Source organism: Peribacillus sedimenti, from assembly GCF_046237635.1.
GTDB lineage: Bacteria > Bacillota > Bacilli > Bacillales > DSM-1321 > Peribacillus > Peribacillus sedimenti.
This window is the reverse complement of the sequence record NZ_CP143547.1, coordinates 4,229,606-4,243,002: the sequence shown is the minus strand read 5'-3', so window position 1 is coordinate 4,243,002 and position 13,397 is coordinate 4,229,606. Positions and strand designations below refer to the sequence as shown.

Sequence of the window (13,397 nt, the reverse complement as noted above, 5' to 3'; positions counted from 1 at the left end):
ATCATAGTAGAAAAGCGTGCAAATTTTGACGGAAACGGTATATTTTCTTGAATCTTGGGCAATCCTGTTTCTAAAAAGGGCAGGGGATGTCCATGATTCAAGTAAAGCTGTTTGATTATGAACATGAACAGGATTTAGAGGACGAAATGAATTATTTCCTTGAGAGCATTCGGGATAATCAAATTGTGGATATAAAGTATAATGTGGCCGCATCGGGTGAAGAGGAAGAAGAACAGATTTACTGTTTTAGCGCCATGGTTATATATAAAGTAAGATAAATAAAAGTATATGATTAATAAGGCTTTGGGAATTGCACCTCGTCTGGTTGAACAGACGGGGTGCTTTTTATATATGCTGGTTGGGACCATAGCTGTATGCCATGGAATAATTTAGATAGCTTTTTTGATAGTCAAACTGCAAAAGAAATTGCGCAGCCTATCAGTTGCATGCATAGAGTGCTGCATTTTGGCCGGCGAGCCTGCCTGTTACCAGTGCGGAAGTTATGTTATAGCCGCCTGTGTACCCATGGATGTCTAAAATCTCGCCGCAAAAATATAATCCTCCCATCAATTTAGAAGACATTTCTTTTGGATGGATTTCTTTAACGCTGACGCCGCCTCCGGTAACAAACGCTTTCTCGATTGGCTGGGTTCCGTTCACTTTAAATTGAAAGTCTTTGCAAAGCTCGGCAAAGCGGCGCAATTTTTCATTAGGTATGTTTGCCCCCTGTTCCTGTAAGTCTATGTCGCTCTCCTCAAGCAGGAAATACAGATAGCGTTCTGGCAGCCATCCTTTAAGTATATTTTTGATCGCTTTTTTCGGATCTGCTTTGACCTCCATGACAACCTCCTGGAATAATTCCTCCTTATTTCTGTCGGGAAGGGCATCCAGCTTTATCGTGACATGCGTAAGATTCCATTTCTTCATCGCTTTCACGACAAATTGGCTGCAACGAAGCACTGCTGGCCCGGAAATTCCAAAATGGGTAAAAATCATGTCCATTTGATGAGTGACCAATGGCTTTCCTTTTGGATTTAATACACTTAAGGCAACATCTCGCAGTGAAAGACCCTGCAATGTTTTACTTTGTATGAATGGTTCATCGCTAAGTACAGGTACCTCTGTTGGAAACAGCTCCGTAATTGTATGACCCGCTTTCTTGGCCCATGCATAGCCATCGCCTGTGGAACCTGTATGAGGGACAGATTTGCCTCCTACAGCAACAACAACCGCGTCGGTTTCAAAGGTTTGTCCGTTTTTTAGAAGAACAGCAGCCGTTTTTCCATCCCTATAAATGAGATCAGCAACCGGTGAATTCGTATAAACCTTGACATTCAGCTCTTTCATCCGGTTGATTAGCGCATCCACTACACTCTGGGCTTTGTTATTTACGGGAAACATTCTTCCGTGATCCTCTTCCTTTAAAGCTACACCCAGATTTTCGAAGAATGTAATAATGTCCTCATTATTGAATTCTGAAAAAGCACTGTACAGGAATCTGCCATTTCCCGGAATATGCTTGATGATTTCATCAATGGAGAGGCGGTTTGTCACATTACATCTCCCGCCGCCTGAAATCGCAAGTTTCCTTCCCAGCTTTTCGCCTTTATCGATCAATAGCACACTGGCCCCTCTTTCGCCTGCTGCTATTGAAGCCATCAAGCCTGAGGGTCCCCCGCCTATTACAACTACATCAAATTTCATATCATCCACCATCTTTTATGCTAAGTTTAAATATCCCTTTATATTACTTTGGGACTTTACAATAATGCTAGGCTATATCGTCCTTTTCTCCGGCAGCGTTGTCGACATACACCTGCAGATAAAGCAGTTTTGCAAAAAATGATAAGCCTTCTGATTCGTTCATTAGTCTGATTTCTTTTCCCTTTATGCAAGCCATTCTATCAGTATACATGGATTTGAATAAACGTAGACAACATATACAATTTAATTTTTCCCTAATTACAGCAGTATGCTACATAATTATTGGTTTGGAGGAATGAATCTGTTAAAATAGTTTAGCTTGGCTGAATAAAGGCTTGTCCTTTTCCTGCAAGCTAAAAGATCCGTTTCAGGAAATAATATCATAATTGTAATTGATCCGTGAAAAGAGTAAACTTTTCTTTAGTTTATCAAAGATATTCGAATTCATATAACTCGAGTGCCGTTCTTATAAAGAGATAAGGCGAGGCAGTCAGTTTTAAGATTAGGTTTGATAGCGTGCGAAAACACGTAACTGAATAAAGGTAGGATGGGATTGAATGTCATCAAAGCTATTGAAGGGCACGTTTATCTTAACTTTTGGAATGGTACTGTCCAAGGTGCTCGGATTATTCTATGTAATACCTTTTGAGGAATGGGTTGGCAATGAGGGGACAGAATTATACCAATATGCCTATATTCCTTATACATTATTTATTAGCTTTGCCACAGGCGGGATGCCGCTGGCGGTTTCAAAATTTGTCTCAAAGTATAATGCAATGGAAGAATATGCCGTGGGGCAGAAGCTCTTTAAATCAAGCTTGAAAATTATGCTGCTGACCGGCATTGGGGCATTTATACTATTATATTTATTATCTCCGGCTATCGCAGGATTTGTCACAGTCGATGACAAGCAGAATTTTACTGTAGAAGACATCACAACCGTTATAAGAGCGGTCAGTTTTGCTTTGATTCTAGTTCCATTCATGAGTATGATCCGCGGCTATTTCCAGGGGCATCAATCGATGGGGCCGACTGCGATATCACAGGTAATAGAGCAGTTTATACGCGTTCTCTTTTTGCTGGGCGGAGTATATATCGTTCTGAAGGTAATGGATGGCGACCTGGTGACAGCAATTAGCGTGGCTACATTGGCAGCAACAGCAGGTGCGGTGGCAAGCCTCATTGTATTGCTCATTTATTGGAAAAAGAGAAAACCGCACCTTGATAAATTGCTGGAACAAGATAAGGGTACCATCCATATATCTTTACCTCAAATATATAAAGAGATTTTAGTATCTTCCATCCCGTTTATTTTTGTGGGGATAGCTCTCCCTCTCTTTCAATTGGTAGATACTTTGACATTCACCCGCGCGATGGTTGCATCAGGGATAAATGCAAAGGTTGCCGGTGAGGCTCTAGGCATTGTCAACTTCTCGACGCAGAAGCTAGTAATTATCCCTATGACATTGGCAACTGCTTTTTCGATGAGCATCCTGCCGAGTGTAACAAAAGCGTTCGTGGAGGACAAGTTTCAAACATTTAGCAACCAGCTGAATATGGCTTTTCAAATTCTGCTTTTCCTGACGATTCCTGCGGTAGTAGGGATGTCGCTGCTTGCGGAACCAGTGTACTCAGCGTTTTATGGATACGATCGATTGGGTGTCGAAATCCTTCAGATTTATGCACCTGCTGCAATCTTTTTTGCTTTGTTCTCAGTAACGGCAGCTGTTCTTCAAGGGATCAATCAGCAAAAATTCACCGTATTAAGCCTGTTGACCGGGATCTTAATAAAGCTGAGTTTGAATATTCCGTTGATCAAAATGTTTGAAACAGCAGGTTCCATTTATGCCACAACACTTGGCTACCTGGTGGCATGTCTGATCAATATGTATATCATTACGTATTTTACTGGCTATAAGTATAAACTAGTTGTAAGAAGAACAATGCTTATTTTCATTTTTACCATATTCATGTCCATCTCCGTATTTGTATTCCAATGGATTTTCTCACATTTCCTGAACCCGCAGGAACGGTTTCAGGCTATCCTGGTCACAGCGGGATGTGCATTGACGGGAGCGGCAGCATACTTCATTCTGGCTTTAAAGACGAAGCTGGCACATCGCTTATTTGGAAACCGAATTGATGCTTTGCAAAGGAAATTGAAGCTAAAAGCCTAATTGCATTTTCATCAGATGAATGCCTGGTCTTATGTATGGATGTTGAATCCTTAAGGGCCCTGTATCTGGTGAGAAGACCATAGTAGATACAGCGCAGGTGTGAGGGTACTATCAGGAGGTTAATATGAGAATTGACAAAATGTTATCCAATATAGGGTATGGAAGCAGGACAGAAGTAAAAAAACTACTTAAATCTGGTGCCGTCGCAGTGAATGAAAAGGTGGTCAAGGATCCAAAAGAGCATGTGGATACCAAAGCTGACCGTGTAACAGTTCAGGGTGAAGACGTAGAGTATAGAGAGTTCATTTATCTCATGATGAATAAACCTCCTGGTGTCTTATCAGCAACAGAGGATCACTATCAGGAAACAGTCATTGACATTCTTGAACCTGAGGATGCTGTGTTCCAGCCCTTTCCTGTAGGGCGCCTGGATAAGGATACGGAAGGCCTGCTGCTTTTGACAAATGATGGGCAGCTATCCCATCAGCTCCTTTCTCCTAAAAAGCACGTCCCGAAAACCTATTTCGCCGCAATTGAAGGCGAAGTGACAGAGGATGACATTGAAGCATTTAAGGCTGGTGTGACCCTTGATGATGGATACGTGACAAAACCTGGTGAATTGGCGATTCTCAAGCAGGGGTTAACTTCTGACATTGAATTAACGATTACGGAAGGAAAATTTCATCAGGTAAAGAGAATGTTCGAGGCGGTAGGAAAGCGGGTCATTTATTTGAAACGTATCTCCATGGGAAGTCTGGTATTGGATGAAGAATTGGGGCTAGGCCAATACAGGGAACTCACAGATGAGGAACTGCGATTGTTAAAAGGTAAAGAATAATAGATATAAGAGACGGCGGCCTAAATTGGCCGCCGCTTTTTTTGCCTGGATCGAGCGCGCTGGTTATTTCTTTATGACATGCCCCGCTGATCTTGACTGGCTGCTCTATAATCACGATGACATTTTTACACGCTTTTTTGTCGTTGTCCAAAGGCCTCGGCTTGGACTTTTTACTAAATTATTATATGCCAGTACATTCAGGTCTCGCTGTATCGTGCGAGGAGTGATGCCAAATTCTTCTACAAGCTCTTGAGTAGAAACCGTACCGTTATCACTTATAAACATATAAACGGATTTAATACGGGTTAACATTCGATTTGTTGAAGGTTTCACAATACCACTCCTATTCCTTTTACCTTATTGGCCATAAGGAAATGCCTGTAAGGCCAAACAAAATAGAAAAACTCTGCGATAGGACTAATGGATACGTTGTTCTCCAAGATCAGCTGCTGTACATACAGCTCCCGGTAAAATTTCGACATGCCTAATTCTTTTATACCACCGTGATACAGCTATGAAGCATTGTAAACCGTGCAGTTACTTAATATTTTACGCCTTTAGTATGTGAAATTCCAGATAAATAACTTAATTAACAAAATATTAGGAAAAAAATTACTGTTATTATATATTCAAAAAGGGATTTCTTTATTCAGGAAACTGTTGTCTTAAGACATGTTCCTCTTCGATGCATGATATGCAGCAAATGGTTATTTTCAGAATTTTATTTTGAATGATGCGGTATAAGTCAAAGTGGATTGCTTTCTTTGCAAGCCAACTTTTGTTTTAGCGCTTTAAAGCTCTTGCAGACGCATGGTAAAGAAGTGATAATAGATGGAAGAGCAATTTTTGTCACACAAATGATTGGAGTGATTATTGTGGCCCAAATACATTGGAGGCAGGAGATCGAACAACGAAAAGAAAGCTTGCTTCAGGACACACAGGAGCTTTTAAGAATAAGAAGTGTGCTGGATGAAGAACAAGCGACAGAAGAAGCTCCATTGGGGAAGGGCGTCAAGGCAGCCCTGGATTACATGCTTTCATTAGGTGCAAAGGATGGATTTGTCACCAAAAATGTCGATAATCTTGCCGGGCATCTGGAAATGGGGGAAGGAGACGAACTTATAGGGATTCTATGTCATGTCGATGTCGTACCTGAGGGAGATGGTTGGAGTTCTGATCCCTTTTCAGCTGATATAAGGGATGGCAAAATATACGCCCGTGGTGCAATAGACGATAAGGGCCCGACTATGGCTGCTTATTATGGGATGAAGATTATTAAGGAACTTGGACTGCCGCTTGGTAAACGAGTCCGAATGATTATAGGTACAGACGAGGAATCTGATTGGCGATGTGTGGATCGGTATTTCGAGAAAGAAGAAATGCCAGCCATGGGGTTCGCTCCTGATGCGGATTTTCCAATCATTAATGCTGAAAAGGGGATATGGGATTTCACCGTCCAGCAAAATACTGTAACCACTGCTTCTAATACAGGAATCACAGTAAAGGAATTCTCCTCAGGCAGAAGGCCGAATATGGTACCCGACTATGCCATAGTTAGCATTAAGGCAGCGTCTGACAGCAGTGAAATAGCTGACCGGTTCAACACATTCATTCAAAAGCATTCTCTTGCCGGAACTGCGACTCTTAAGGAAGGCGGAATAATAATTGAACTGGAGGGAGTGTCCGCTCACGGCATGGAACCAAACAACGGCGTGAATGCCGGTTTATTCTTATCCGCTTTCTTATCTGGACTGAATCTTGATGATCAGGCTAAAGAATATTTTACTTTTGTGCACGACAAGTTATTCGGGGATTCGAGGGGCCATAAGCTCGGTCTTGCATTTTCGGATCAGATTACCGGTGAACTTACCATCAATGCAGGCGTATTGCGCTATACACAGGATGGTGGGGGCTCAATTGGCTTCACAACTCGATATCCTGTTACATACAATTGGAAAGAAAGTAAGGAAAAGCTCGTTGTTCAGTTGGCACAGCACAATTTCGGAATTTCGGCAGAATCCAATTCAAAGCCGCACCATGTCACTAGTGACAGTTTTTTAATTAAAACGCTTCAACAGGTATATAAGGAACAAACAGGGCAGGAAGCTAAGTTACTTTCCATTGGAGGAGGGACTTATGCAAGATCACTGGAACAAGGTGTGGCATTTGGCCCGTTATTCCCGGGAAGTGAGGATGTGGCACACCAAAAGGATGAATATATTGCAATTGATGATATGTTGAGCGCCGCAGCTATTTATGCCCATGCGATCTATGAGTTAGCGAAATGAGAAATAAATAGAATTGGAAATCGGAGGGGAAACCAAATGGAAAAGATGATACTGAACGGAAAGTTAGTCGCCCAAACGGAGATAAAGGTAGACTTTGAGGACAGAGGATATCAGTTTGGTGATGGAATCTATGAGGTAATTCGCGTATACAATGGCCAATTGTTTACGGCTGAAGAGCACTTGAAAAGGCTTATGGACAGCGCTAAGCATATTTTTCTTTCTGTGCCCTATTCTGCGTCAGAGATCAATGAACAGCTGCAAGAGCTAGTTAAAGCCAACAGTCTGGAGTCTGGCATAATCTATTTGCAGATTACAAGAGGGGTTTCACCTAGAAACCATGCATTTCCTAATCCATCGGTAGATTGTATGTACATTGCAAAAACAAAAGCAGTGCCGAGAAGCACAGCAAATGCGGACACAGGTGTGAACGCAATTACAACAGAGGACATTCGCTGGCTTCGCTGCGACATCAAAAGTCTTAACCTGCTTGGGAATATTCTCGCCAAACAAAAAGCGGCTGAAGCCGGATGTTTTGAGGCCATCCAGCATCGTGATGGGACAGTGACCGAAGGAAGCTCCTCTAATGTTTCCATAGTTTCAGGAGGCAAGATTATCACCCATCCAGCAAATAACCTGATTCTAAATGGAATATCCAGACAGGTTATGCTGCATCTGTGTGCAAGTAATGACATTCCTGTGGAAGAAAGGGAATTTACGGTCGATGAACTAATGAATGCAGAAGAGGTCTTTCTGACAGGAACCACGATCGAAGTCCTGCCAATTATTAAAATTGATGGGACAGTTATTGGCGACGGACAGCCAGGCCAGATTACACAGAAGCTTCAGGAGCTTTTCAGTAATGAAGTAGAAAGGCAATGCGGCGTCCGCAACTAAAGATGTACACTGAGAAAAATCCCTGTTGGCAGGGATTTTTTTATATCATTTTTTAAAGCGTATTTACAATGAATCCATTCAACAGCCATCCCGCGCTTATATACCAAATAGCTCAATAAATTTGCCTATAAGATATAATAGATATAAGGGCAGGCACTTAAGTTAAATAAAGAATAAGAGAACTGGGCATGATTATGATAAAATTAGATGGAAAAAGGTGAAACACTGATGACAAATTTCTTTTTTGCCTTGACTTTGCCTGATGAAACTAAAACATACATTGATAACATTATAACGAACCTTAAAAAGCAGCTTCCCTTTAAAAAGTGGCTGCATCCGCAGGATTACCATATTACATTAGCGTTTCTTGGGAATACAGAGGAAGGAATGAGAAGGAAAGCTGAAAAGCTGGTTGAGGAGGCTATAGAGCCCCTAGGGGAATTCTCTTTAACAGTAACCGACATTGGTACATTTGGCCCGGTACATGCGCCAAGGATTTTATGGCTGGGTGTAGAGCATAGCAATAGCCTCCTTGAATTGCAGAAAAAAACCTATGCTGCCAGTGAACAGGCAGGCTTTATTCTCGATAAAAAACCTTTTAAACCGCATATAACAGTGGCCAGGAAATACATAGGGGATATCCCATATCAGATTGAAAAGAGCCAGGACTTAACCATGCTGCAAAGAGGAGAACACGTCTTTCGGGCGTCACAGGTTACTCTGTACAAAACCCACATGGGTGCTTCACCCTCCTATGAACCCATTTTTACAGTACCCTTAAAAAAATCATAAAATGGCCGATAAGCCAATTAAGGATTCACTGAGTTCGATTTAATAAAAAGTTTGATAAAAGAGGGACTTCTTTTTTTTAGATCGCCCTAAGTGACAGAAGAGGATTCCATTATTTCCGACGATTGTAGTTAATATATCGTTATTTTAAATTAAATGAGACTGGTAGTGATTATAGTGGGACAGCTTATAAAATTGCAGGATTACATCTCCAGATATGAGCAGGATGTTTACCGTTATCCTTCACAATTTGTCCGGCTAAAACATCAGCAGTGGGAAAAGCTTAAAGCAGCTTATCTTGCCGGTGAATTGCAAAATCTATTTGCCGGCAAGGAAGAGTCTGACATTGAAGATGATTGGATATATCAGCCCAAGCAGGCTTTGTTTACAAAGGTTAAAGGCTTGTTTAAAAAGGACCGGGAGCTAGAAAATCAGTATGAAATAGAAGGGTCCAGCCATCAAGATGATAATATTTTTTCCCTGCATATTCCGAACAGTCCCGATAGCATGGAAGATTTGAAACAGACTTATTTAAATCAATTGCTAAGATTTCAGATGAAATGGGCAAGCTCGACACTTCATGAAAAATCGGTTATAGATCCAGCATTTTACCTCGATGAAAGGCTAAGGTTTTTCCTGCAGAGATTTCCTGATACGTTTCTTGTACTCTATAAACCTGTGTTTCTATTGAAAAACGCTCCCGTGGAAGTGGAGGTAATCCTCTTGAGCCCTACGGATGCATGGTGCATAACCTTTCTCGAGGCGGAAGAGGATGCGGCATTCGTCGGCACGAATGAGAGATTCTGGCTTAAACGGCATCATCGGTATGGAGATAAAAAAGTGCTAAACCCTATGCTGGCTTTAAATCGTATGGAGAAGATTGTAACCCAGGTTTTTACCCTGTATGAAGTAAATCTTCCAATCAAAAAAGTTATTCTGTCCAGGAATGGGTATATCGATTATCCGCTAGTCCCATTCGATACTTTATTGCTGGATAAGCGTTCCTTTCCCGAGTGGTTCCAAAGGATGCGGAATTTATCATCGCCGTTAAAGCATCTGCAGCTAAAGGCCGCCCAGGCTTTATTGGATTATTGTGATACGGCGTCTAACAGAAGATTGGAATGGGATGTGGATGCGGATGGCGGCGAAGACCTTATCGATCGTTGAAGCCGAGCTTGTTTTTATCATCAATCCAGCAGCGCGGAACGCTGGAAGTCTGAAAGTGTGGCAAGCTGTTGAAAAGGAGCTCCTATTGAGAAACAGGCCGTATCAAGTGTTTTATACAGCATATCAGGGTCATGCCGCAGTGATAGCAAAACAAGTTCTTGAAAAAACGAACACAAGGGTGATCCTGGCTGTAGTCGGAGGAGACGGCACAATGCACGAAGTGATCAATGGAGCAGCAGGATTTCCGCATGCAGCAGTCATCAGCATTCCAGCAGGGTCGGGAAATGACTATGCCAGAGGCATTCAGGGAACTGCGCAATATAAAAAGGCAATGGCGATTCTAATGGACCTGCACCCTGACAGCAGCCGTTCAATCGATCTGGGAGAATATGATTCCAATGGGAATAAAGGCATGTTTGTAAATAGTATTGGCATGGGAATAGATGCGGAGATTACCGCTGAAGTAAACCGATCATCAGCCAAAAAGTGGTTTAACCTCTTAAAGCTCGGCAAACTTGTCTATATTTATTTCTTTGTCAAAAAGCTGATTACCTACCAAAGGACAGATATGAAAGTGATCATTGATGGACAAGAAATCAATCTTAAAAAGGTATGGTTTATCGTGGTATCCAACCAGCCGTATTTTGGAGGGGGTATTAATATTTCACCTCGCTCTGTACCTGATGACGGTAAATTTAATGTGATAGCAGTCCATGATATTTCCCGAGCGAAGCTTCTATCTGTTTTCATTACAGTATTTTGGGGAGGGCACTTACGGATAAGGAATGTAGATTCATACCTTTGCAATGAAGTGGTGATCGATTCATCCAAGCCTGTCTTTGTCCAGGCAGATGGGGAAGTAGTCGGACAGCAGCATGTAGCTGTCCGACTGGCGCCAACAAAAATAAGAATTCTATACAGTGTTAGGGATTTTTAAGAAATGTTATTTCATGAGAAAATAAAGCAAGGCTGTGGCTGATAAATGGGCTGTAAGACTGCGGCACAAATTTCTCCCGATGCTCTGAAACCATCGATTCAATGCTAAAAATATGTAATTTTAAAAGAGGTATTGGGTGTTATGTTTTATTTTGGTATCATAATATATACTTGACTGTAAAACCTCTTTTAACTAAAATTTAATAGATGGCTATTGTCAAATAGCTGTCTTTTTTATTTCAATAAATACCATAAATTTACGAAAACGGCTTCGGGCTGTTGTCCGAAAAATGAGAGCCATCCCAAGACTTATTAATCAATTGATTACTATGATGTTTAAATAGATGCTTATGCTTGTTTATTTAGCTAAGAAATTGAAGGTGAACCATTTTGGAACATATATTAGGCCGGGAGTGGGAAATCTTACCCGCAGGAGGAGCAACAGGTGAAGCCTTTATAGCTCTCAACCAGGAGCAGAAACTCTTTCTGAAACGCAATTCTTCGCCGTTTCTAGCCGTTTTGTCAGCAGAGGGCATCGTTCCTAAACTAATTTGGACAAAACGTCTTGAGAATGGTGATGTTGTAACTGCGCAGCATTGGCTGAATGGCAGAGAACTGTCCCACCAAGAGATGAATGATGAAAAGGTGGCAAAGCTTTTGCGGAAGATTCACCAATCCGAGCCATTATTATCTATGCTGAAACGATTGGGGAAATCTCCTTTAAGGCCTGAAAGCATACTTTCAAAAATCGAAGACAGCATGGATGAAGACTTAATTGAAATTCCTGTGGTTAGCCAAGCCATTTCATTTCTTCAGCAAAATCTGCTGCTTGTCGATACGGAAGAAAAAGTAGTCTGCCATTCAGATGTGAACCATAACAATTGGATGATAAACGATGAAGAAGAGTTATTCCTGATCGACTGGGATGGCGCGATGATCGCTGACCCGGCGATTGATCTTGGAGTGCTCTTGTATTCATATGTGCCTCGAAATAATTGGCGAGACTGGCTCGCTAAATATGGAAAGGTCCTTGATGCACACTTCGAGCTCCGGATGAAGTGGCATGTGATTGCCCAATCGTTGAATTCGATTCAATGGCATAAGGACAAAGGGCGCATTGAAGAGATGAATCATCTAATTGGTAAACTTACAGCTATACTGGCTTAGGTCATTAGGAAAAACGTTCGATATCATCGACCCAATTGGACAAGTCATGCTGCCGTGAATGGATGTAATCATCGAGACTGGACGAATTAATGCCATTTTGGCTATAGCGATATATTTCTTCCAGCACAGTTTTAACATCGTTATTGATGTTGCTGTTGACCATTAATGATTTTACCAGTCGCTCGACCTGCTCACATTCAGCAATTGAACCGCAGCAGTCCGTTTCGTGATTTTGTAGAATATCTTTGAGTAATGAAAATTGATCGGAATGAGAAAGCGGCATTATTAAATCCAATCCTTCCTGATAACTGATTTTACTTTTAATATAGTGTGGAGTACCCGTAATTTTATACTTGTTTGATATGACGTTGGGCAATTAAATTGCGTTTGGGCTATCCTCTTCGTCCTTATGGACAACCAGTTATTGCCGTGGTTTAACGGCCAAATATCCCCCCAATTCCTCACGGCCGCGCCAGAGGGGATATCTATATTGCTGGGTTAAGGAAATACTAATACAGATTGAAATGCTAACAAGAAAATAAAAAATCAGAGGTGTGTTAATGCGTTTAAGAAACAAACCCTGGGCTGAAGACAAGCTGGCGCAATATCCTCAATATGTAGTAGCGCAGCCGGAGCTTCATAAGGGAAAATGGCACGAGGTTTTCGGAAACAACAATCCGCTTTATATCGAGGTAGGTACAGGAAAAGGGAGATTTATCACTGAAATGGCAAAAGCACATCCGGATATCAATTTCATTGGGATAGAGCTTGCAAAAAGTGTGATCATATCTGCGCTGGATTTACTTATAGAGGCTGAACTGCCGAATTTAAAGCTGATGAATGTGAATGCCAATGATTTGCGGGATTATTTCGGAAAAGGCGATGTGAACCGTGTGTACTTGAATTTTTCGGACCCATGGCCGAAAACGCGGCATGCCAAACGAAGGCTGACATATGAAACATTCCTGCGAGTATATGAGGATATTCTTCCAGAAAAAGGCGAAATACACTTTAAGACAGATAATCAGGGACTGTTTGAATCATCCCTTATGAGTATATCGCGCTATGGAATGTTATTGACTTATGTAAGTCTAGATTTGCATAATAGCGATTTTCAAGGAAATATCATGACCGAGTATGAGGAGAAGTTTTCTCAAAAAGGGAATAGAATTTACCGTCTGGAAGCTCAATACCGATAATGATAGCCCTGGCCGAGAAATTGGCCGGGTTTTTTGCTATTTGGGGAAGTACATCAACAAACAATCTTGATCTGCGTTCCAGGCGCCGCTTCTGCGGGAGCGGCGGGACAGGTAAGACATCACAGGATCGTCAGCAACTAGGGATGTTCACCGCCCGCCCCGAGGTAAGCAGAATGCATTTCACTGCTATCAACAGGCCGTTGATTGATCAGCATAATAAACACTATTCCTCACCGGG

General features: G+C 41.7%; 13 protein-coding genes. 10 read left to right on the top strand and 3 right to left on the bottom strand.

The annotated features are described in order from the left end of the window. Positions 1-92: 92 nt before the first annotated feature. A complete protein-coding gene (locus V1500_RS20760) occupies positions 93-278 on the top strand; it encodes a sporulation protein Cse60 (protein WP_409302270.1) in 186 nt (61 codons plus the stop codon). 160 nt (positions 279-438) lie between these two features. Here the strand turns inward: V1500_RS20760 and V1500_RS20755 are convergent, their stop codons facing one another. Next, positions 439-1,704 carry an NAD(P)/FAD-dependent oxidoreductase gene (locus tag V1500_RS20755; RefSeq protein ID WP_409302268.1) on the bottom strand — a complete coding sequence of 422 codons (1,266 nt, stop codon included), beginning with the start codon at positions 1,702-1,704 and terminating at the stop codon, positions 439-441. 557 nt (positions 1,705-2,261) lie between these two features. On the opposite strand from V1500_RS20755, the gene V1500_RS20750 reads away from it, so the two are divergent. Both V1500_RS20750 and V1500_RS20745 read left to right on the top strand, forming a co-directional pair. Continuing rightward, positions 2,262-3,881 carry an oligosaccharide flippase family protein gene (locus tag V1500_RS20750; protein ID WP_409302266.1) on the top strand — a complete coding sequence of 540 codons (1,620 nt, stop codon included), beginning with the start codon at positions 2,262-2,264 and terminating at the stop codon, positions 3,879-3,881. A 124-nt stretch (positions 3,882-4,005) separates the two neighbouring features. After that, positions 4,006-4,719, top strand: coding sequence for a pseudouridine synthase (locus tag V1500_RS20745; protein ID WP_409302265.1), 714 nt, complete (start codon positions 4,006-4,008; stop codon positions 4,717-4,719). Between the two features lie 111 nt (positions 4,720-4,830). On the opposite strand, the gene V1500_RS20740 is transcribed toward V1500_RS20745, so the two are convergent. Continuing rightward, positions 4,831-5,052 carry a DeoR family transcriptional regulator gene (locus tag V1500_RS20740; RefSeq protein ID WP_409302263.1) on the bottom strand — a complete coding sequence of 74 codons (222 nt, stop codon included), beginning with the start codon at positions 5,050-5,052 and terminating at the stop codon, positions 4,831-4,833. 524 nt (positions 5,053-5,576) lie between these two features. Between V1500_RS20740 and pepV the strand changes: the two genes are divergently transcribed. The 6 genes from pepV to V1500_RS20710 all read left to right on the top strand — a co-directional run bounded on the left by pepV (position 5,577) and on the right by V1500_RS20710 (position 11,960). Continuing rightward, the gene (gene pepV / locus V1500_RS20735; protein WP_409306060.1) at positions 5,577-7,007 is read left to right on the top strand and encodes a dipeptidase PepV; all 1,431 of its coding nucleotides are present in this window, start codon (positions 5,577-5,579) and stop codon (positions 7,005-7,007) included. Positions 7,008-7,043: 36 nt separating this feature from the next. After that, positions 7,044-7,901, top strand: coding sequence for a D-amino-acid transaminase (gene dat, locus V1500_RS20730; RefSeq protein WP_409302261.1), 858 nt, complete (start codon positions 7,044-7,046; stop codon positions 7,899-7,901). A 228-nt stretch (positions 7,902-8,129) separates the two neighbouring features. Then, positions 8,130-8,693, top strand: a complete 564-nt coding sequence (gene thpR, locus V1500_RS20725; RefSeq protein WP_409302259.1) for an RNA 2',3'-cyclic phosphodiesterase — start codon at positions 8,130-8,132, stop codon at positions 8,691-8,693. A 174-nt stretch (positions 8,694-8,867) separates the two neighbouring features. Beyond that, positions 8,868-9,857 (top strand): NERD domain-containing protein, encoded by a 990-nt coding sequence (locus V1500_RS20720; protein ID WP_409306058.1) that lies wholly within the window; start codon positions 8,868-8,870, stop codon positions 9,855-9,857. After that, on the top strand, positions 9,829-10,794 hold the full coding sequence (locus tag V1500_RS20715) for a diacylglycerol/lipid kinase family protein (RefSeq protein WP_409302257.1): 966 nt from the start codon (positions 9,829-9,831) through the stop codon (positions 10,792-10,794). Before V1500_RS20720 ends, V1500_RS20715 begins: the two co-directional genes overlap by 29 nt. Before the next feature lie 389 nt (positions 10,795-11,183). Further along, positions 11,184-11,960 (top strand): phosphotransferase, encoded by a 777-nt coding sequence (locus V1500_RS20710; protein WP_409302255.1) that lies wholly within the window; start codon positions 11,184-11,186, stop codon positions 11,958-11,960. A 4-nt stretch (positions 11,961-11,964) separates the two neighbouring features. Here the strand turns inward: V1500_RS20710 and V1500_RS20705 are convergent, their stop codons facing one another. Continuing rightward, entirely contained in the window at positions 11,965-12,243 is a 279-nt protein-coding gene (locus V1500_RS20705; RefSeq protein ID WP_409302253.1) for a YtzH-like family protein, read from the bottom strand. A gap of 277 nt (positions 12,244-12,520) precedes the next feature. Here V1500_RS20705 and trmB point away from each other — a divergent pair, with 277 nt between their 5' ends. Beyond that, positions 12,521-13,159, top strand: a complete 639-nt coding sequence (trmB, locus tag V1500_RS20700) for a tRNA (guanosine(46)-N7)-methyltransferase TrmB (RefSeq protein WP_409302251.1) — start codon at positions 12,521-12,523, stop codon at positions 13,157-13,159. The last annotated feature ends 238 nt before the right edge of the window (positions 13,160-13,397 follow it).

Bases quoted from the DNA above. Each gene is read 5' to 3' on its own strand.
- V1500_RS20760 (WP_409302270.1), top strand. From the start codon at position 93: ATGATTCAAGTAAAGCTGTTTGATTATGAACATGAACAGGATTTAGAG.
- V1500_RS20755 (WP_409302268.1), bottom strand. From the start codon at position 1,704: ATGAAATTTGATGTAGTTGTAATAGGCGGGGGACCCTCAGGCTTGATG.
- V1500_RS20750 (WP_409302266.1), top strand. From the start codon at position 2,262: ATGTCATCAAAGCTATTGAAGGGCACGTTTATCTTAACTTTTGGAATG.
- V1500_RS20745 (WP_409302265.1), top strand. From the start codon at position 4,006: ATGAGAATTGACAAAATGTTATCCAATATAGGGTATGGAAGCAGGACA.
- pepV (WP_409306060.1), top strand. From the start codon at position 5,577: ATGATTGGAGTGATTATTGTGGCCCAAATACATTGGAGGCAGGAGATC.
- dat (WP_409302261.1), top strand. From the start codon at position 7,044: ATGGAAAAGATGATACTGAACGGAAAGTTAGTCGCCCAAACGGAGATA.
- thpR (WP_409302259.1), top strand. From the start codon at position 8,130: ATGACAAATTTCTTTTTTGCCTTGACTTTGCCTGATGAAACTAAAACA.
- V1500_RS20715 (WP_409302257.1), top strand. From the start codon at position 9,829: ATGGCGGCGAAGACCTTATCGATCGTTGAAGCCGAGCTTGTTTTTATC.
- V1500_RS20705 (WP_409302253.1), bottom strand. From the start codon at position 12,243: ATGCCGCTTTCTCATTCCGATCAATTTTCATTACTCAAAGATATTCTA.
- trmB (WP_409302251.1), top strand. From the start codon at position 12,521: ATGCGTTTAAGAAACAAACCCTGGGCTGAAGACAAGCTGGCGCAATAT.